A 19,384-nucleotide genomic window follows, 5' to 3' on the forward strand; every position below is an offset into this window, starting at 1 on the left:
ACAGATCCTGTAAATGTTGTTCTCTATGCGAATTGGACTTGATACTCCAGTCAGGTACGCTTGTGCCTTTCTTGGTATGGTTGCACGCTCATCGGTAACCTGTGAAGTACGTAGTTCATTGATAATCACTGGTTTAATCTTTTATTTTCAAGCAGCCTCAGCGCAGGTAAGTGGTACCGTATTCCGTGATTACGATCGCAATGGTCTGCAATCTACTGCCAATCCTGTTGAACTAGGGGTAGCCGGTATCCGGGTAACCGCCTACGTTGAGGGGCTTAGTCAACCCTATACGGCAACCACTGTGGCCGACGGTTCCTTTGCATTCCCTGCTGTGGTAATTGTACCGGGTAAACAGGTACGTGTTGAGTTCTCCGGATCACCGTTGTATTCGTTTGGTTCGGCCGGTCAGCCGACCGGCAGTGAAGTGCAGTTTGTTCAAGCTCCGGCTATTATTACACACGGTATTAATGATCCGTCTGATTATTGCCAGGCAATTCCACTGCTGGTAACACCAATGTATCAGACAGGGGCTCTACAGGCTTCCGCCGGCACACTGGTAACCTACCCGCTTACGGCGGAGGGTCAACCCACTACCATTCAGGACATGCCCAACCAGATCGGACTGGGTGCAGATATCGGCACGGTGTGGGCAACAGCCTGGCAACGTCAAAGTAACAAGTTGATCAGCGTAAGTCTGTTAAAGCGGCATGCTGCCCTTGGGCCTCTGGGTATTGGCGGTATTTATGTTACAGATCCAACTACCGCTACTTCGACCGCCTATTTCGACGCCAGCCAGTACCTGACGCTCGCTTCACCTACCGATTTGTCGGCGCTGTCGGCCCGTACATTACCGCAGTCCTACACAACGGCAAGCGTCGATGCTGAGGCGTTTCGGTTGGTAGGTAAGGTCGGCTTGGGCGGCGCTACATTTACACCGACCGAAGACAAATTATGGGTTGTAAACCTGCATGAAAAAACGTTGGTGAGTGTTAGCACGGGGGCTCCGCTCCGGGCCGCCAGCTCACTTACACCCGATGCCTTTGTGAGTTATGCCATTCCTCAGTCGTTCACAACCGGTGTTAACCGACCCTGGGCGGTATCGTATCACCTCGGTAAACTGTACGTAGGCGTTGTAAATGATGCGTCGATAAGTCGTCAGCGAGCCGATTTGAAAGCGTGTGTGTACGAATTTGATTTAGCCACCAACGCGTTCAAAACCACACCCGTAATCGTTGTTTCTCTTAATTACCGGAAAGGATGGGCCGTTGTCGGTGCTGATGCCGCTTCGTCATTGGGCGAGTACTGGGAGCCCTGGAGCGACAATTGGTCAGACTATTCAACGAACATACAAAATGCCGGTTCATCGCCTCAGCAGTTACGCGTTGTTCGACCACAGCCTATCCTGTCTTCGATTGGCTTTGATGCAGAGGGTGCCATGATTCTTGGCCTGATGGATCGTACCGGTCACCAAACGTCGCGTAACCAGCTTGCTCCAACCGAAACCTCACCGACACCCACTACGGTTTATAGTGGCTACACGGGTGGTGATTTGCTACGGGCTGCCGTCGTGAACGATTCATATGTACTGGAAGCGAATGGGTCTGCCGGGGCGAACTCCGGGTGTGGCGTCGGCAATGGACAGGGGCCAATCTACACCGCTCCGGGCAATCTAACGACGGCAGGTGAATTCTACTGCAATGACTTCTACGCAACTTTCAACCAGGAAACCTTCGCAGGGTCCTTACTCAGTAACCCCCGGCTAGATAATCTCCTGGTAAATCTCTTCAACCCGCTGACAACCTGGTCGGCAGGTACGGCCTACTTCGATAAACATAACGGTGATTTGATCCGCCGCTACGAAGTATACCGCGACGCCATTAGTGAGGTCGTTACGTCGCCCCGGTCAACATTTGGCTCATCCAACGGACTTGGTCAGCTGAACGCGCTCTGTGAAGCTGCCGCCGTTACGGTGGGGAACCGGGTGTGGGTCGATACCAATGGTGACGGCGTACAGGGACCTGGCGAACCACCGTTGCCGGGTGTTAAACTATCACTTTACACAGAAGCCGGGGTACGTCTGGCAGCTACCACGAGCGACGCGCAGGGGCTGTTTAGTTTCCAGTCTGGATCGGCTCTGAAGTTAAACTATAACGTACCTTATTTTGTGGTCGTTGGTTCAGACCAGACAGGCCAGCAGTATAACGCAGGTACTAAGGTGTTGACAGTGAATGGAAAGGGTTACAATATAACCGGCTGGGACCAGGGCGAAGGACTCAATTCAGACCTGAATGATTCCGATGCATTCCTGCTCACCGGCTCTACAAACGCCCCTAATCTGAACGGGTTACCCGTTATGCAGTTTCAATTGCGCATGCCAGGTGAGAGCATGAACACGCTCGACGTGGGCCTTACAGAAGCGGCCCCGTGTGTACAAACCTGCGTTAACATCATTTCGCAGCGAATCAAGTAGCTGGGTACGTACCCGGCTACTTGGTCAACTGCTGGTGCACGACCTGCAAAATGCCATCTTTCAACCCCAGATCGGGCACGGCAATGTCGGTAGCCCCGGCCCATTGCATGGCTGATATGTAGATCTGGGCGGCAGGTACGATCACGTCGGCCCGGTCGGCGTTGAGGCGGAGTTTGTGAATTCGTTCTTCCAGACTAAATCCGGCGATAAAATCCCGCATCCGGATTATTTCGGTTAGCGTGGTAGTGGTATCGCTCGTTTTAGAAACCAGGTTAAACAGTTTGCTGATGTTTCCCCCGGTACCAACAGCGACAACAGGCTCGGTGCGGTCGATATTCTCGGCAATCCAGGCTTCCATTTTTGCCCACGTGCTGCGCATGTCTTTTCCTTCGAGCAATCGGACAGAGCCAATTTTGAATGACCGGGATGCCAACTTTTTCCGGTTCCTGTAAATATTTAATTCGGTGCTGCCCCCACCAACATCAATGTGTAAGGTTTGCCGCTCGTCGAGGGCCAGCACCACCACATTGTTGATCAGTTCGGCCTCTTTCTGCCCATCGATGATTTGAATTGGAATACCGGAGCGGAGATTCACCAGATCAACTACGTCGCGCCCGTTAGTAGCTTCACGCATAGCAGAGGTGGCACAGGCCATAAAAGCCTCAACTTCATGTAGTTCCATTAGTAATTTGTAGGCCTGCATCAACTTCACGGTGCGCTGAACACTCTCGGGCGTCAGGGCACCGTGCGTAAAGACGTCGTGGCCCAACCGAAGTGGAAAGCGGACATACTCGACCTTTTTAAAACTAATTACCTCATCGTTGGTCAGAACAGTCGAGATTTGCATGCGGGCGGCGTTGGAACCGATGTCAATAGCAGCCAGTTTCACTATAGTGTATGAGTTTGAGGGTCAACCGAGCAATGTAAACACATTGGCCAGGCAACACGGCTAAAAAATAGAGTAAGGGGATTGATGCCCTGCTCTGTTGTGACAGGCGGCAAAACTACAGTGATTTTGCCATTGTTCGGACAATACCCAATAAAGCGTATTTTTGTATTTTTCCGAGTCACAGCCTTTTGCTATTGACTTATTTCACGAAAAAGTTGGCTTCCCTTGCAACACCTTTCTGACCTCCTTCAGCAGCGTATCCTCGTTCTTGATGGTGCCATGGGCACGATGATTCAACGGTACGACCTCACTGAGGCCGATTACCGGGGCGAACGTTTCCGCGATTTTCCGCATGATGTTAAGGGCAATAACGATCTTCTGTCGCTTACCCGGCCCGACGTCATTCAGGAAATACATCGCCAATATTTTGAAGCGGGCTCCGATATTGTGGAGACGAACACCTTCAGTGGTACACGGATCGCTATGGCCGATTACCACATGGAGGAACTGGTGTATGAATTGAACTATGAATCGGCAAGACTAGCCCGCGAAGTAGCCGACGAATTCACGCGTCAGAACCCCGATAAACCGCGCTTTGTGGCTGGGGCTATGGGGCCGACCAACCGTACCGCCAGCCTGTCGCCCGACGTGAATAACCCCGGCTATCGGGCGGTGACGTTCGATGAACTGGTTGATGCCTACTACGAGCAGGTACACGGCCTGGTAGAGGGTGGTTCGCATATTCTGCTGGTCGAGACAATTTTCGATACGCTCAACGCCAAAGCCGCGCTATTCGCCATTGATAAATACTTTGCCGACCACAATGTGATGCTGCCGATTATGATTTCGGGCACGATCACCGACGCGTCGGGACGTACCCTGTCGGGGCAAACAACGGAGGCTTTTCTGTACTCGATATCGCACCTGCCGCTGCTGAGCGTAGGCCTGAACTGTGCGCTGGGTGCCGAACCCATGCGCCCCTACATTCAGACGCTGGCGAAAGAAGCACCCTTCTTTGTGTCGGCCTATCCCAACGCGGGTTTACCGAACGAGTTTGGCGAATACGACGAAACGCCGGAGATGATGGCCGCCCAGGTGGAAGGCTTCATGCGCGACGGCTTTATTAATATTATTGGGGGCTGCTGCGGCTCTACCCCCGACCACATTCGGGCGATTGCGACGGCGGCCGCCCGTTTCCAGCCCCGGCAGAAACCAACGCCCGAGCCCTACCAGAAACTGAGCGGATTGGAGCCGTTGAAGATCACCGAGATGACCAATTTTGTCAACATCGGTGAGCGAACCAACGTGACCGGCTCGAAGGCATTTGCCCGGTTGATCAAATCGGGTGATTACGAAGCCGCCCTGGCCGTAGCCCGCCAGCAGGTAGAGAACGGCGCGCAGGTGATCGACGTGAACATGGACGAAGGCATGCTCGATTCGGCCGAGGTGATGACAACGTACCTGAACCTGATTGCTGCTGAACCCGATATCGCCCGCGTTCCCGTTATGATCGACTCCTCGAAGTGGGAGGTGATTGAAGCCGGGTTGAAGTGCGTGCAAGGCAAAGCCATTGTCAACTCGATCTCGCTGAAAGAAGGCGAGGAAGCCTTCATTGAGCGGGCACAACTGGTAAAGCGCTACGGCGCGGCGGCCGTCGTGATGGCATTTGATGAAGATGGACAGGCCGATAGCTATGAGCGGCGGATCGAGATTTGCGAACGAGCCTACCGGATACTGGTCGATAAAGTTGACTTCGCCCCGCAGGACATCATTTTTGACCCGAATATTCTGACCGTTGCTACTGGCATTGAGGAACATAACAACTACGCCGTTGACTTTATCAACGCCACGCGCTGGATCAAGGAAAACCTGCCACTGGCGAAAGTAAGCGGCGGTGTGTCGAACATCTCGTTTAGTTTTCGGGGGAATGATCCCGTACGGGAAGCATTTCATTCGGCATTCCTCTACCACGCCATCCGCGCTGGCATGGACATGGGTATCGTTAACGCCGGGCAACTGGCCATCTACGACGATATTCCGAAAGACTTGCTCGAGCATGTTGAAGACGTGTTGCTAAACCGCCGTGATGATGCGACGGAGCGGATGGTCACATTTGCTGAAACGGTGAAAGCCAAGGGTAAAGAGGTGGTGCAGGATGACGCCTGGCGTAGCGGAACAGTAGGTGAACGCCTGAAACATGCCTTGGTTAAAGGCATTACCGAGTTTATCGATGCCGATGTAGAAGAAGCCCGTCAGCAGGCCGAACGACCGCTGCATGTAATCGAAGGTCCTCTCATGGACGGCATGAACGTGGTGGGTGATCTCTTTGGCGAAGGCAAGATGTTCCTGCCGCAAGTGGTGAAATCGGCTCGTGTGATGAAGAAAGCCGTGGCCCACCTGACACCGTATATCGAGGCAGAAAAACAGGTTGGTGAGTCGGCGGGCGCGGGCAAGATTTTGCTGGCTACGGTAAAAGGCGACGTGCACGACATTGGTAAAAATATCGTGGGCGTGGTACTCGGCTGTAATAACTACGAAATCATTGACCTGGGCGTGATGGTGCCTACCCAGAAAATTCTGGATGCCGCCCGCGAACATAATGTCGATATTATCGGTCTCAGCGGTCTCATCACACCATCGCTTGATGAGATGGTTGGTGTAGCCAAAGAGATGGAGCGGCAGGGCTTTACCATCCCACTGCTCATCGGTGGCGCTACGACCTCGCGCATTCATACGGCCGTAAAAATTGATCCGCACTACTCAGGTCCGGTTATCCACGTGCTCGATGCCAGCCGGAGTGTACCTGTAGCGGGCCGATTGGCCAGCAACGAAGCCGAAACCCGCGACCTTATTTTCAACGAAATAAAGACGGAGTACGCCAGGCTGCGTGACGATCACGCCAAGCGTCAGAAAGAGAAAAACCTGCTCACGATCGACAAGGCCCGCCAGAACCGTGTGCCCATCGACTGGTCGCACTTTGAGGCCACGAAGCCAACGTTCCTGGGTAATCGGTATTTCGATGACTATCCGCTCGACGAGATTGCGAAGTACATCGACTGGACGCCATTCTTCCAAACATGGCAGCTCAGCGGCAAGTACCCCGCTATTTTCGAGGACGCCGTGGTAGGCAGTGAGGCGAAAAAACTCTTCGACGATGCCAATGCGCTGTTGCAGCAAATCATCCGTGATAAGTCACTGGGCGCAAAAGCGGTGGTTGGTTTTTACCCCGCTAACGCCACAGAGGATGATGTGCTGATTCATGAATACGAAGAAATAACCCGCGAAATTCCCTGCGAACGCCACGGGTCTCACCAGCACGTCGAGTACAAAATCAGCCGGGCGGCAGCCGGGCAGCCTCAGGCGTCGGTGACACCGGCGGGTGAGTTACTCTTCGACACCAAAACGGTGCTGCACTTCCTACGGCAGCAGAATCAGAAAGCAGCTGGCTTGCCGAACCTCTGCCTGGCTGATTTCGTAGCCCCGCTCGATTGTGGTCGCGAAGACTACATTGGTGCATTTGCCGTAACGGCGGGAATTGGCATTGAAAAGCTGATCGAGAAATACGATCGTGAGTATGATGACTATAATAGCATCATGGTGAAAGCACTTGCCGATAGGCTGGCTGAAGCCTTCACGGAGCTGATGCATGCCCGGGTTCGCAAAGAGTTTTGGCCATATGCTGCCACGGAACAACTGAGCAACGAAGAACTGATCAAAGAAAAGTATCAGGGAATTCGTCCGGCCCCTGGCTACCCGGCTTGCCCCGACCATACTGAGAAGGCAACGTTGTTCGATCTACTTGATGCTGGTCGGGCAGGTATTGTGCTCACCGAGAGCTTCGCAATGTACCCGGCGTCGTCGGTCAGCGGTTTTTATTTCAGCCATCCCGAATCAAAGTATTTCGCTACGGGTAAGCTCAACAAAGACCAGATCATCGACTACGCCCACCGCAAAGACATGTCTATCGACGACGTAGAACGCTGGCTTGCCCCCGTTCTGGCTTATTGATTGGTAGTCAGATACCTAACTCTATTAAAAATGGCCACTCCGTTTTGGGGTGGCCATTTTTAATAGAGCCAAGGCGTTTTAGAGCGCCTGGATGCTGTACCAGGTACGTTGCTCTACAGTATCGATAGGGCCTTCTTCAGCAGCTTTTCCAGCAACGCTGCCGCCGACGCAGCCTGTTTAATAGTATCGGCGATGTTTGTGATGGCGGTAGCTGTATCGGCTAATGTCAGGTTCAGAGCAGCCACTTGTTGGTTGGCGGTATCTACCTGTTTCACGCTATCTGCAAACTCGACCGAGAGGGCGCTGATAAGCGAGGCGCGTAACCGCATTCCCTCCGCTAGCATAGCCGCCTGCTGACGGACCGATAGCCGACCGTCGCGTGCCAGGGCGAAACTCTTTTGGGCTGCTCCCGCCAGTTGTTCGGTATCAATTGTTTTCATGGCTGGGTACGTTGGTTACGGATGATCGATCTTCCGGAGTTCGTTGATGCGCTGGGCTGCTTTCAAAAACAGGTCGACCTGCGTTTCGTAGGCCAGCACCGAGGCTTGAAATTGCTGAAACGTAGTGGTTCGTTTGGCTACTCCCACTAAAGCCAGGTGTGCCTTCTTAAGGGAACGTAGCACGTCGGAGGGGCGATTGGTTCGGGTGAGGCGCAACTGCTCGGCGGCTCGCTGGATCTCGTCGAGTCGTTTTTTTAGTTCGTCGCGGGGCAGGGCCTTCCGATTGGCCAGTGCGTTATAAGCGACTAGCAATTGCGTGAGTTTTTGGTCATCGCCAGTTTTCTGCGCCAGAAAGACGTACCTGTCCAGGTCTTTGGTCAGAAAGTCGAGTATCTGGTTGATGGGCCCCTCGCCCTGAATAATGGCCTGTTTGATGGCTCTCTCGCGGCGTTTGATTAACGCGGCTTCGCCCACGACGCCAATCAACGTTGAGAGCGGCGACAGGTAGGCCTTCGCTTGGTCATCGGCCCGGTTATTGGCTAGCTCGGCAAACGTTGTCTGTACATTTTCCAGGTTACTTCCCAACGCAATGATGCTTGTTCTGAGCTCTTTGGGTGCTTCATTTCCCGCCAGCGCCGACAGTTGATCTGCGTAGGCCGAAAGCTGGCTCATCAACGAGATACGTGCCTGAACCGCAACCGGATCAAAAGAGTCAGCCAGCAAAGGCGTCTCCTTTCCTCTCGCATTTACCTCTTCGACTCGCTCCGCCGGGTTAAGCAGTAACGTCAGAAAATACAGGTCACGCTCTTGCTGATTCAGGGCTGTATAATACGTAGAAATAGCTTTGGTTGCCTCGGTCGTGCTCTTTTGCAGGGTATCGATCGGCGCTTTGTAGGCGCGCTGACAGGCTGCCGAAGCCACAAGAAGGAACCCAACGAAAACCGCGCGAAGCGGACGGAGTGGATGTGAACGGGACATACGACAAGATACCGGATTGCGCTGGGTCGAGCGTAGCCACTCGCTAAAAATCAGGTTGTGTGATCCACCTAAACAATTGCTGTTAAGAGGTCGCCGAAGTGGCGACCTGCAACGCTGCTGTTTGGGTAAGACTACTTTTCGGTACTGAAGAAACCGGCTACTGTCGGGTGCCGCAACGTGTCGTTTGCGGGTATAGCGCAGTGCTGGTAAGAGAAGTTTAAAGCAATTGTTACCGTTAACTATAAAGCGAAAAAAAAACTGTGTTTACAGGCCAAAAAGCCTTGTATTTACGGCTTGGTTGAGAGCAAGGGGTTGACTGTCAGTTGACCCAAAATTGACTGTCGACTTCTCACGTTAATCCACACTAGTTATGAAAACCTCTATCGCCATTGTCGATGATCACTACCTGATGGCCCAGGCTTTAGCCGGATTGATTGATCGGTTTGAGTCTTACGAAGTGATTTTTTGCGCGCAAAACGGTCGTGACTTCATCTACCAGCTCAGTCAGCATTCCCGACCCGACATTCTGATTGTTGATGTACACATGGCAAGTATAGACAGCCACGAAACAGCCCGTTATGTGCGCGACCATCATCCCGATACTAAGATGCTGGCTCTATCAAAGAGCGAAGATGAACAAACCATCGCCCAAATGATCCAATACGGGGTGCATGGCTACCTGCCAAAATGCTACCGTTCGTCGGACCTTCGCCTGGCCCTGGACGATATCCGAAGTAAAGGGTATCACTATTCCGATTTTCTAACGAAAAGCCTGATTACACAGCTCAAACAGCCTGCCCCCGCTAACGCCAAGAGCCAGTTAAAAAAGCGCGAATCAGAGTTTATTCGCTGGGCCTGTAGCGAGTTGACGTACGTGGAAGTAGCCGATAAAATGTGCGTCAGCCCGCGTACTGTAGACGGGTACCGCGAAGCTGTATTTGAGAAACTAGGCGTAAAAAGCCGTCAGGGACTGGTTATGGAGGCAATCCGCCGTAAGCTGGTGTAGGTTAGCTCTATTCGCTGATTAGGTCAGTAGCGATCTTGGCCGATAGCAGGCATAATGGAATGCCACCGCCCGGATGTACGCTGCCACCTACAAAATACAGATTGTCGAATTCGCTCGAAAAGTTGGCGTGACGCAGGAACGCGGCAAAGCGGTTGTTGCTGCTGTTGCCGTATAGGGCGCCCTGTGAACTAGATGTGCGAGTTTCGATGCTGCGAGGGTCCAGGATGCTCTCCGTCTCGATCAGCGGCCCTACCTCAACGCCAAGCACGTGGCTTAGCTTACGAATGACGTGCTGGCGAGCCTGTTCAATTACTGCATCCCAGTCCTGACCAGTGTTGTTCGGCGCGTTAAGCAGGATAAACCAGTTTTCACGCCCCGGAGGAGCGTCATCGGATTTGTGCTTCGAAGTGATGTTCAGGTAAATCGTTGGGTCGTCGTACAGCCTGTGCTGTTGAAATAACTGCTCGAATTCGGCTTTGTAATCGTTACTAAAAAAGATGTTGTGCAAGTCCAGCTCAGGAAACTCCCGCTTGATTCCCCAGTAAAAAATTAGTCCTGAGCTGGATTTTGGCTGGCGCAGAATGCGTTCCGGCTGTTTAGCTTTCGGTAATAACTTCCGGAAGGCGTTGACCACATCCATGTTCGATACAACCAGATCATACGGAATCAGCTCGGTGCCTAGTTGAGTGGCGCGAATGCCGACAACCTGTTTGCCTGCCGTTACTACCTCGTCAACCCGCGTAGCGTAGTGAAAACGGACCCCCAGTTCGGTAGCTAGTTGTACCAGACTGTTGGTTATGCTCACCATACCTTTCGTTGGGAAGAACGCGCCGATGTTGTATTCCAAATGCGGAATAATGTTCAGTGTAGCTGGAGTTTGGTAAGGATCAGAGCCATTGTAAGTCGCGTACCGGTTGAACAGCTGCACCAGCTTAGGGTGCCGGAACCGTCGCTCGTTGGCGGCATTCATCGTGCCGAAAACCCCCAGTTTAGGTAGATTCAGGTACCCATGCAGGGCGTCACGGCCAATCCAGGTGCTGAGTTTATGCAGTGATTTTTGCAGGAATAATTTCTCGGTGACGTTGTACTTTAAGGCACTATCGGCTAGCTGATCCAGCAAATGCTGCCCCGGTTCGCCCAGCACTGATTCTACCTCCTGCGCAAATCGATCGTGATTGGCCCAGGCAGTGAGGCGGGTGCCGTCGTCCCAGAAATAGCGGCAGGTTTCGTTAAGTCGGATATACTCGAAGTAATCGGTTGGGTTTCGTCCAGCCAGTCGAAACAGGTCTTCGACTAGTTCGGGCATGGTAAACAGTGATGGCCCGGCATCGAACCGATACAGCCCCCCATCGGCTGCCCGATCGGTGAACGTGGATAGCTTACCACCCGGATAGGAATTTGCTTCGAAAACATCGACCTCGTAGCCGGCTACGGCTAGGCGAACCGATGACGCGATGCCAGCGATGCCAGCACCAATTACAGCAGCTTTCACTATTTTCTCAGGTAGTAATTAAGGGTTGGACTGATCCCGTTTGCTTTTTCGCTGAGTGTAAAATAACCTTTGTTCTCCCGATCAAAACAGATGGCTTCGCCCTGTGGTTCAAGGCGATAGGGGAGGTCGCGGGAAGCCGTCAACTGCATGGCATCGGCAACCGTTTGCCCGCTTTTTCGGCTCCAGTAGAATACATTAGTGTAGGTACGTAGCACGATTTCTGAACCGTCGGGCGAAAAGGCCCCCCCGGTAACATAAGTATACGGAAGTTCGCCGAGCAACTCAGCTGTTATGAGTGTAGTCGTGATTTGTGGGTAGGCAAGGCGATACAGGTGTACTTTAGCCTCCCGTTTCGAAACTATGTACAGATCTTTGGTTTGGGGATCGAGCATCAGTGTTTCGGCGTCCCGGGCACCGTCTGGATACCGGAACGTAATACGTTCGACACCTGTAATAGGGCTAGTCAGGCTTTGTGGCTCAGGCAGGCGGTAAATGCTATATTGGCCATACTGCCCATCATTATCGCCGATATCGCCAATGTAGAGATAATTGACGTTTGCCTGCGGTCCGGGTCCGTTGGTCATGTCTTCCCAATCGCGGTTGGTTGTGTTGGGGACCGCCATACGGCCACGGAGTTGCCCGTCGTGGCCCAGCAAAAAGAGTTCAGCCGTATTGCCGCCATCCTGTTCTACCCATAACGCACCGGGCATACTGCGGCTATCGGCGATGCCCGAAGCTTCGGCAATCTGGTCGGTAGTAATCTTTGTCATAGTTGGCTCGGTGCTAAACTGAACCGGTTTGACAGATTCGTCCTGACAGGCGATAAGTAAAACGAAAAGAAAAAGAGTGCTGAGAAGGCGGTGCATGAATATGAATGGCGGTTTAACTGCAAAAGACGGTACTTTCAACCACAATCGTGGCTGCTTAGTTATGGAATGTAGGCGGTGGAAGAGATATTCACGTCCTTGTTAAACCTTAAACGCCTCTTTTGGCTCTAATTGTTACAGAATCTCTACCGTTGACACGGAATTAATTATGAAGAAAATCGTGCTTATTACGTTGCTGGCCCTGCCAGCCATTTTTTATCAGTGTGGTGTTAGCCGTCAAATCGGTGAAGCAAAGGCACTTGGTGACTGTAAATACAATATTCTTTCGGCCGATAGCATGCTCGTGGCGGGTTATGACGTCCGTGAGTTTCGCAATATCCGCAAGCTGGAAGACTTCAACCCGATAAAATATCCACGTTTAGCGGCGGGGCTGCTCACTCGTAATATTCCGTTTGGTGCAAAAATTAACCTGGAGATAACCAACCCAACCACCAAATCGGCGGCGCTGAACCAACTGGAGTACCGCGTTTTGCTGGCAGGGAAAGAACTGGCCCAAGGGTTTATTAATCAGCGGATCGAGGTACCTTCTGCTGGTGGCAAAACTGTAGTGCCAGTGCATCTGAAAACAAACGCCTATGACCTGTTGACCGATCCAACTACCCGCGATGCATTCACAAATGTGCTGCGCAACCTCAGCGGTGACCAGGGAAGTACGCCAACGAAAGTGACCATCAAGATCAAGCCAACGATTGATATGTTCAACAAGGCCGTGAACTACCCCGGATACATTACTATCGAACAGGACTTGACCGGAAAAATGCTGGTTGGCGGTTGATCATCAGTAGGATAACCGTCTTTAAAACGCCGTCTGACAATTGTCAGACGGCGTTTTTTGCTTATGGCTCACTCTTACTTTGCTTTTCGTATGAGCTAGTAAATACGTCCACTGAAGTTGAGTATGGTATGTATTGGATAGGTAATAATACGTCAATATGACACGATTTTTGCCTGTATCCTCACTTTTTCGGTCAAAATGACGGACAAAACAGCTCGGCGCGGGATTTGTTTAGTAGGATATAGCAACATCGTACTAAACCATGGACTTTAAGAATTACACCATAAAAGCGCAGGAGGTCGTACAGCAAGCGGCCCAAATTGCGCAGGGCAATCAGCAACAAGCCGTAGAAACGGGGCACATACTGAAAGCCATTCTCGACGAAGACCCGAATACGGTTGGTTACCTGGCCAAAACCGTAGGAACCGATGTAAGTCGGTTGGATCTGGCCCTGAATGCTATCGTGTCCGGCTATCCTAAAGTGGTTGTGAGCGGCGACGCGCAACAAGGCATTTACCTGGGGGGGGACTTAAACGCAGCCTTACAACGGTCGACGTCCTTTTTGAAAGAATTCGGCGACGAGTACGTCAGTGTCGAGTTAATGCTATTAGGGCTGGTGGGCGGAAGGGATGCCGTCGCAACGTTACTGAAAGACGTTGGATTTTCTGAGAAGACGCTAAAAGAAGCTATTAAGGCCCTTCGGGGTAAAAATAATCCTGTGAAAAATCAAAACGCAGAGGCGACTTATCAATCGCTGGAACGCTATAGCATTAACCTGAACGACCGGGCGAACGCGGGTAAAATTGACCCGGTGATTGGTCGTGATGAAGAAATTCGGCGGGTACTCCAGATTCTGAGCCGCCGTACCAAAAACAACCCAATTCTGCTGGGCGAGCCGGGCGTGGGTAAAACCGCTATTGTAGAGGGCCTGGCCCAGCGCATTGTGCAGGGCGACGTACCTGAAAACCTGAAGTCGAAGCAGATCGTATCGCTCGATATGGGGTTACTGGTGGCCGGTGCCAAATACAAAGGTGAGTTTGAAGAACGTCTCAAATCGGTAATCAAAGAAGTGACCGACTCGGAAGGGGAGATCATTCTGTTCATCGATGAAATCCATACGCTGGTTGGTGCTGGCGGTGGTGGCGAAGGGGCGATGGACGCAGCTAACCTGCTGAAACCGGCGCTGGCTCGTGGTGAACTGCACGCCATTGGAGCCACGACGCTTAAAGAGTACCAAAAGTACATTGAGAAGGATAAGGCGCTCGAACGTCGTTTTCAGGCTGTTATTGTCGACGAACCAGACGTACCCGATGCAATTTCAATTCTGCGTGGTATCAAAGATAAATACGAACTCCACCACGGGGTACGGATCAAAGACGACGCCGTCATTGCCGCCGTTGAGCTATCGAACCGGTACATCAGCGACCGGTTCCTGCCTGATAAAGCCATTGACCTAATGGACGAAGCCGCTGCCAAACTGCGCCTGGAAATGGATTCGGTCCCCGAAGAACTTGACGAGCTGAACCGCCGGATCATGCAACTGGAGATTGAGCGTGAGGCCATTCGCCGCGAAAACGACCGTGACAAAGAAACCGTGCTGAATAAGCAGATTGCCGACCTCAGCGACGAACGGAACGAACTGCGCGCCAAATGGGAAACTGAGAAAGCGTCGGTGAATGAGAGTCGTACCGCCAAAGAGCAACTGGATCAATTGCGCTTTGAAGCTGAGCAGGCCGAGCGGGCCGGTGACTACGGTAAAGTAGCCGAAATTCGGTACGGCCGTATTCCTGAGCTGGAAGCAAAATTGACTGCTGCTACCCAAACAGCCAATAACGCTGACGGTGCCGACCGCATGATGCAGGAAGAGGTGAACGCCGAAGACATTGCCGAGGTAGTAGCCAAATGGACAGGTATTCCCATGAGCCGCATGGTACAATCGGAGCGCGATAAGCTGCTGTTCCTGGAAGCTGAACTGGGCAAGCGTGTTGCCGGGCAGGAGGAAGCCATTGAAGTGGTGGCTGACGCTGTTCGCCGGAGCCGCGCCGGTATGCAGGACCCCAAACGGCCTATCGGTTCGTTTATTTTCCTGGGTACCACCGGTGTAGGGAAGACCGAGCTGGCCCGCGCCCTGGCCGACTTTCTATTCAATGACGAGAACGCGCTCGTTCGCATCGACATGAGCGAATACCAGGAACGCCACGCCGTCAGCCGTTTGATTGGGGCACCTCCCGGGTACGTCGGTTACGATGAGGGTGGTCAGTTGACCGAAGCCGTTCGTCGGAAGCCCTACAGCGTTATTCTGCTTGATGAGATCGAGAAGGCGCACCCCGATGTGTTCAACATCCTGCTGCAAGTACTCGACGATGGTCGCCTGACTGACAACAAAGGACGGGTAGCCAACTTCAAGAACACGATCATCATCATGACTTCGAACATCGGTTCGCAGGTCATTCGTGAGCGGTTTAGCGATATAGATACAAGCAACCGGGAGCAGGTGATCGACCAGACGAAAGAAGAAGTATTTGAGCTGCTAAAACAGACTGTTCGTCCTGAGTTTTTGAACCGCATCGATGAACTGGTGATGTTCCAGCCGCTGACGAAGCGCGAAATTCGTAAGATTATGGAGATCCAGTTCAAGCAGATTCAGCACCGTTTGGCTGAGCAGGGCATGGTGCTGGAAGCAGATAACGAAGTGCTTGACTTTATTGCCCGCGAAGGTTATGACCCGGTGTTTGGTGCTCGTCCGTTGAAGCGGGTTATGCAGCGCCGCATTCTGAATGCCCTCTCCAAAGAGATTTTGTCGGGCCGTATTCAGAAAAATGCCATAGTCGGCATGATGCTGAACGAAGACGAAAACGGGCAGGAAGATATCATCTTTTACAACCTCGACAAGGTAGTGCCAGTCTTAGACTAACGTACCTAATCGCATAAATGAAAAAGGCGGGCCCGATAGCCCGCCTTTTTCATTTATGCTGCCCCATTACAGTCAAATCCGACAGGTATGTTTCATCTGTGTTGAATGACGGTTCAGGCTTCATATCTGGTAATTGAGCCAAATACGGAATGGCTACGAGTGAGTAGCAGGTCAACTTTGTTTCGGAAACGGAACGATAATCGTTCTGCCACTTAAACCAGAACAACGACTGCTAATGAACCTTTTACTTCGCATCCTGATTTGGCCACTGCTCATTGGCCTCCTGCTGTCGGCTATTGCCTGTAAACAAGCAACTGAACCTGTTCAGCCTGAAACGCCCGGCAGCTTTGTGCCTTCGTTTGAAGGGATACGCTGGCAAATTACCAATATCGCGCTTGATCCGGCCATTGATCTTGATGGCGATGGCAGACTGGATTCTGACATTACAAATCTGTTGTTTCGCCCCTGCGATTTAGACAACACGCTTGTGTTTGAACACGGTGGCAAATTGGGTAGCGATAATGGTAAGCTAACCTGCGATGACGATGAGCCAGTGCCAGTGAAACCCAGCACCTGGACGTATGACAGCACCACCAAGAAGTTACGAATTATTGATGGCGACAACCCGGCAGAAGTAATGGAGTGGTCTGTAATCGAAGCCTCGACCCGATACCTAAAAGTGAAAACGGTATTAGTTGAAGAAGGAAGTCAGTTCGGCATTGTAATGACTTGGAAAGCCGCCTGAGTCTACGAAAAAAACTTTTAAACGTACTCCTACATTGCCGTCCTGAGTTGAGGCACCATTGGGTACGTTGTCAAATAGGGTGTGGCCACGAATAACGACGTTCCTACTACCTTGCCTCTCTGAACTACCTACTAAAAGCGCGACCATTGCCCAATGGTCGCGCTTTTAGTAGGCAATGTATATAGAATAGACACTAGTTGACGGCTGACTTTTCAATAAGGCAGTTAAAGGCAAAGACGTTGCCTATTCCTCGTCCAACGCCCGCTGACGAACGATTTCGTAAAGCACTACACCCGTAGCAACCGACACGTTTAGAGAGCCTACTTCGCCAAGCAGAGGAATCTTGACGTGGTTGTCGACCGTCCGTAGAATCTCCGGGGTGATACCGTCGTCTTCTGAACCCATCACAATGGCGAGGGGACCTCTCATGTCTGTTGTTTTGGCGTACAGATCGCGGTGCGATTTCTCAGTACAGGCTACTACCTGAACGCCCGATTTCTGCAGGAACCTGATGGTATCGACCAGGTCAAATTCGCGGCATACCGAAATATGGTTGAGCGCCCCCGACGATGTTTTCATGGCATCGGAGTTGATCGCGGCCGAGCCTTTCCCAGGAATGACAATGCACTGCACACCGGCGCACTCTGCCGTACGGGCAATGGCACCAAAATTACGCACGTCGGTGATGCGGTCGAGCAGGAGCAGAAACGGTACCTCGCCACGCTCGTGCACATCGGCCATTACGTTGGATAGCTTCACGTACTGAACGGCGGCTACCAGACACACTACACCCTGGTGGTTTTTACGGGTCAGGCGGTCCAGTTTCTCAACGGGCACGCGCTGAATAGTGACACGGTTCTGGAAAGCGAGCGTCTGAATATCAGGGTTGCTCAGCTCTTTCTCCATGTACAGCTTATCAATCTGCTGACCCGAGCGTAACGTCTCGATCACCGATTGAATACCGTATACCATCTCGTCCGATTCGGGACGAAACTCAGGGCGTGGCTTATCGTAGCTACCCGAACGGGGAGGACGACCACCCGACGGGCGTGGACTTGCTGGACGAGGGCTTTCTGACGTTGACCGTTCCGGCCGATCAGAAGTAGGGCGCTCCGAGGTTGTGTGATCGTCAGAGTCGTCGCGCTGCGGCTTACTGTACGGGCCACGACCCTCTTCACGACGGCGGTCGAACGACCGGCCAGAAGGCCGATCAGACGCTGGACGGTTAAACGGTTTGCGACTGGGTGTACCCCGTTCAGGTACGTCCTGAGACGAGGCTGGGCGCGAACGGCCTACGGGTGACTGGTCTGCCTCTGGACGGGTACGTTCAGGTTCGTCTGACCGGGTAAAATCGCGGGGACGATCGTCATCAAACGACTCGTCGGAACGATTGGTATCTGTATTTACTCGCGAATTGCGCCGGTTCTCCATGCTTCCACTATTGGGTACCAAATGGGCTGATATTCGCTGTAGCGCACCAGTTCATAATGGTCCTCGACAAATTGATTTTGCTTTCTATTAAACGTAAAATTCACTTCCGACAGGTTATTCCGGCGGTTGTAGACCCACACTTCCCGGTCGCGGCTACGCTGCACCCGGTCGGGCGACCCCAATATAATGTAGATCATGCCTTTGTCTGTTTTCCATCCTTCTTTGTAAGTGGTAAACAACTGGTTGGCATCTTCTACACGGTTGTAATAAGCCCTTATGGCCTGTTTTGCCACCTCTTCATTGCCCGCCATCAGCGACAACCAATATCGGTCCAGCGCTTTCTTGGCCTCTTTCGTATTGTTCAACTCCGCAATTTCCGTTCCCGTGCTCATATAGAGCAACGGTTTAACCAGGCGCTCAGGGCGGGTCATTTTGGGAAACCGCGTATCTGTGGCTACCAGACCAATCCCAAACTGATCGCTGGTATCGGCCACGAAATAGTAAAGTCCCTCGCCAGGTAACCGGATCGGTTCGTTGGTCGAGACAGTCATTGTGGTATCAATATTGAGCATCCGGGGGGCCGGCCGCTGTGTCGAGGTCATGGGTGGCAGGGCTGGGTCGAACTCGTGCTTGTAGCGGTACACAAACAGATTTTTCTTCGTGCCCGACACATCGCGAATGACGACGGTATCCTGCGCCCGCACAAAGTTACGCAATTGTGGCAGGCGCCCCGCGGCATCATATACCGCAAACTGGTCCGACAACTTCGTCGGTTTGAAACGGATAGGTAAGTCGTTCAGGGCTTTTTTACCGGTTGCTGTCTCCGAAATTTCAGTCAACAAAACGGCATTGGTAGCTCCTTTAGGCCGGTTTATTGTAAAAGAGAGCATTAACCGGTTGTCGATTTTCATGATCGACTCTGGATTGAGTGGGATGTTGCCGTACGCCAGCCGTTCGCGGTTATTGTAATCAGGGTAGATTACGTAATTGGCAATGAATCGCTCCTGAAACGTTTCGGCCGACATGGGCTGTCCGTTGGGCTGGTTGGTCGAGATATTCAGAAATACCCGGATTGCGGTGGTATCGATGGTCAGAAACTTTCCTTTTACCGCCGTAACGACCCATTCGCTGCGTGGTTGCTCAGGTGCCGTTGGGGCAGCTCCAACCGGATTCGACGGGGCTGGTCGTGCACTTGTATTGGGGCGTGAAGAGCCTGGGTCCGACGAGATGGGGCGGGTACGTGCCGGCTGCTGTGCCGTAGACGACCGGTCGGGCATGGGGAACTGTGGTTTTTGAGGAGCACAGGCCGCCATCAGGGCGAGTATCGGGAAGAGGAAAAAACTACGCAT

General features: G+C 52.4%; 13 protein-coding genes. 6 read left to right on the top strand and 7 right to left on the bottom strand.

What is annotated here, in order from left to right:
- Positions 1 to 76 precede the first annotated feature (76 nt).
- On the top strand, positions 77 to 2,470 hold the full coding sequence (locus F7231_RS03580; protein WP_166690912.1) for an SdrD B-like domain-containing protein: 2,394 nt from the start codon (positions 77 to 79) through the stop codon (positions 2,468 to 2,470).
- A gap of 16 nt (positions 2,471 to 2,486) precedes the next feature.
- On the opposite strand, the gene F7231_RS03585 is transcribed toward F7231_RS03580, so the two are convergent.
- The gene (locus F7231_RS03585; RefSeq protein WP_085414653.1) at positions 2,487 to 3,359 is read right to left on the bottom strand and encodes a Ppx/GppA phosphatase family protein; all 873 of its coding nucleotides are present in this window, start codon (positions 3,357 to 3,359) and stop codon (positions 2,487 to 2,489) included.
- A 279-nt stretch (positions 3,360 to 3,638) separates the two neighbouring features.
- Between F7231_RS03585 and metH the strand changes: the two genes are divergently transcribed.
- Positions 3,639 to 7,367: a methionine synthase gene (gene metH, locus F7231_RS03590; protein WP_374757369.1), complete on the top strand. Its 3,729-nt coding sequence runs from the start codon at positions 3,639 to 3,641 to the stop codon at positions 7,365 to 7,367.
- Positions 7,368 to 7,480: 113 nt separating this feature from the next.
- Here the strand turns inward: metH and F7231_RS03595 are convergent, their stop codons facing one another.
- Together F7231_RS03595 and F7231_RS03600 are read right to left on the bottom strand one after the other, a co-directional pair.
- Positions 7,481 to 7,807 (bottom strand): hypothetical protein, encoded by a 327-nt coding sequence (locus F7231_RS03595; RefSeq protein WP_166690914.1) that lies wholly within the window; start codon positions 7,805 to 7,807, stop codon positions 7,481 to 7,483.
- 15 nt (positions 7,808 to 7,822) lie between these two features.
- On the bottom strand, positions 7,823 to 8,785 hold the full coding sequence (locus F7231_RS03600) for a hypothetical protein (protein WP_166690915.1): 963 nt from the start codon (positions 8,783 to 8,785) through the stop codon (positions 7,823 to 7,825).
- A gap of 370 nt (positions 8,786 to 9,155) precedes the next feature.
- Here F7231_RS03600 and F7231_RS03605 point away from each other — a divergent pair, with 370 nt between their 5' ends.
- Positions 9,156 to 9,791, top strand: coding sequence for a response regulator transcription factor (locus F7231_RS03605; protein ID WP_085414649.1), 636 nt, complete (start codon positions 9,156 to 9,158; stop codon positions 9,789 to 9,791).
- Positions 9,792 to 9,798: 7 nt separating this feature from the next.
- Here the strand turns inward: F7231_RS03605 and crtD are convergent, their stop codons facing one another.
- Positions 9,799 to 11,283, bottom strand: a complete 1,485-nt coding sequence (gene crtD, locus F7231_RS03610; RefSeq protein WP_085414648.1) for a 1-hydroxycarotenoid 3,4-desaturase CrtD — start codon at positions 11,281 to 11,283, stop codon at positions 9,799 to 9,801.
- The gene (locus tag F7231_RS03615; RefSeq protein WP_229369566.1) at positions 11,283 to 12,053 is read right to left on the bottom strand and encodes a YjiK family protein; all 771 of its coding nucleotides are present in this window, start codon (positions 12,051 to 12,053) and stop codon (positions 11,283 to 11,285) included. Before F7231_RS03615 ends, crtD begins: the two co-directional genes overlap by 1 nt.
- Before the next feature lie 265 nt (positions 12,054 to 12,318).
- Between F7231_RS03615 and F7231_RS03620 the strand changes: the two genes are divergently transcribed.
- From F7231_RS03620 to F7231_RS03630, 3 genes are all read left to right on the top strand, one after another.
- Positions 12,319 to 12,945, top strand: coding sequence for an LEA/WHy family protein (locus F7231_RS03620; RefSeq protein ID WP_085414646.1), 627 nt, complete (start codon positions 12,319 to 12,321; stop codon positions 12,943 to 12,945).
- 262 nt (positions 12,946 to 13,207) lie between these two features.
- Positions 13,208 to 15,859 (top strand): ATP-dependent chaperone ClpB, encoded by a 2,652-nt coding sequence (gene clpB, locus F7231_RS03625; protein WP_166690917.1) that lies wholly within the window; start codon positions 13,208 to 13,210, stop codon positions 15,857 to 15,859.
- Between the two features lie 235 nt (positions 15,860 to 16,094).
- Positions 16,095 to 16,604: a hypothetical protein gene (locus F7231_RS03630; protein WP_166690918.1), complete on the top strand. Its 510-nt coding sequence runs from the start codon at positions 16,095 to 16,097 to the stop codon at positions 16,602 to 16,604.
- Positions 16,605 to 16,847: 243 nt separating this feature from the next.
- On the opposite strand, the gene rlmB is transcribed toward F7231_RS03630, so the two are convergent.
- Both rlmB and F7231_RS03640 read right to left on the bottom strand, forming a co-directional pair.
- On the bottom strand, positions 16,848 to 18,035 hold the full coding sequence (rlmB, locus tag F7231_RS27300) for a 23S rRNA (guanosine(2251)-2'-O)-methyltransferase RlmB (RefSeq protein WP_229369568.1): 1,188 nt from the start codon (positions 18,033 to 18,035) through the stop codon (positions 16,848 to 16,850).
- Complete coding sequence (locus F7231_RS03640) at positions 18,008 to 19,384, bottom strand: GWxTD domain-containing protein (protein ID WP_085414643.1); 1,377 nt, start codon at positions 19,382 to 19,384, stop codon at positions 18,008 to 18,010. Before F7231_RS03640 ends, rlmB begins: the two co-directional genes overlap by 28 nt.

The sequence above is a fragment of the Fibrivirga algicola genome (genome assembly GCF_011742925.1).
Lineage (GTDB): Bacteria > Bacteroidota > Bacteroidia > Cytophagales > Spirosomataceae > Fibrella > Fibrella algicola.

Excerpts from the sequence above, each read along its gene's own strand:
- F7231_RS03605 (WP_085414649.1), top strand. The coding sequence starts at position 9,156 with ATGAAAACCTCTATCGCCATTGTCGATGATCACTACCTGATGGCCCAG.
- F7231_RS03630 (WP_166690918.1), top strand. The coding sequence starts at position 16,095 with ATGAACCTTTTACTTCGCATCCTGATTTGGCCACTGCTCATTGGCCTC.
- F7231_RS03600 (WP_166690915.1), bottom strand. The coding sequence starts at position 8,785 with ATGTCCCGTTCACATCCACTCCGTCCGCTTCGCGCGGTTTTCGTTGGG.
- clpB (WP_166690917.1), top strand. The coding sequence starts at position 13,208 with ATGGACTTTAAGAATTACACCATAAAAGCGCAGGAGGTCGTACAGCAA.
- F7231_RS03580 (WP_166690912.1), top strand. The coding sequence starts at position 77 with ATGGTTGCACGCTCATCGGTAACCTGTGAAGTACGTAGTTCATTGATA.
- F7231_RS03595 (WP_166690914.1), bottom strand. The coding sequence starts at position 7,807 with ATGAAAACAATTGATACCGAACAACTGGCGGGAGCAGCCCAAAAGAGT.
- F7231_RS03615 (WP_229369566.1), bottom strand. The coding sequence starts at position 12,053 with ATGACAAAGATTACTACCGACCAGATTGCCGAAGCTTCGGGCATCGCC.
- rlmB (WP_229369568.1), bottom strand. The coding sequence starts at position 18,035 with ATGGAGAACCGGCGCAATTCGCGAGTAAATACAGATACCAATCGTTCC.
- F7231_RS03620 (WP_085414646.1), top strand. The coding sequence starts at position 12,319 with ATGAAGAAAATCGTGCTTATTACGTTGCTGGCCCTGCCAGCCATTTTT.
- F7231_RS03640 (WP_085414643.1), bottom strand. The coding sequence starts at position 19,384 with ATGCGTAGTTTTTTCCTCTTCCCGATACTCGCCCTGATGGCGGCCTGT.
- metH (WP_374757369.1), top strand. The coding sequence starts at position 3,639 with ATGGGCACGATGATTCAACGGTACGACCTCACTGAGGCCGATTACCGG.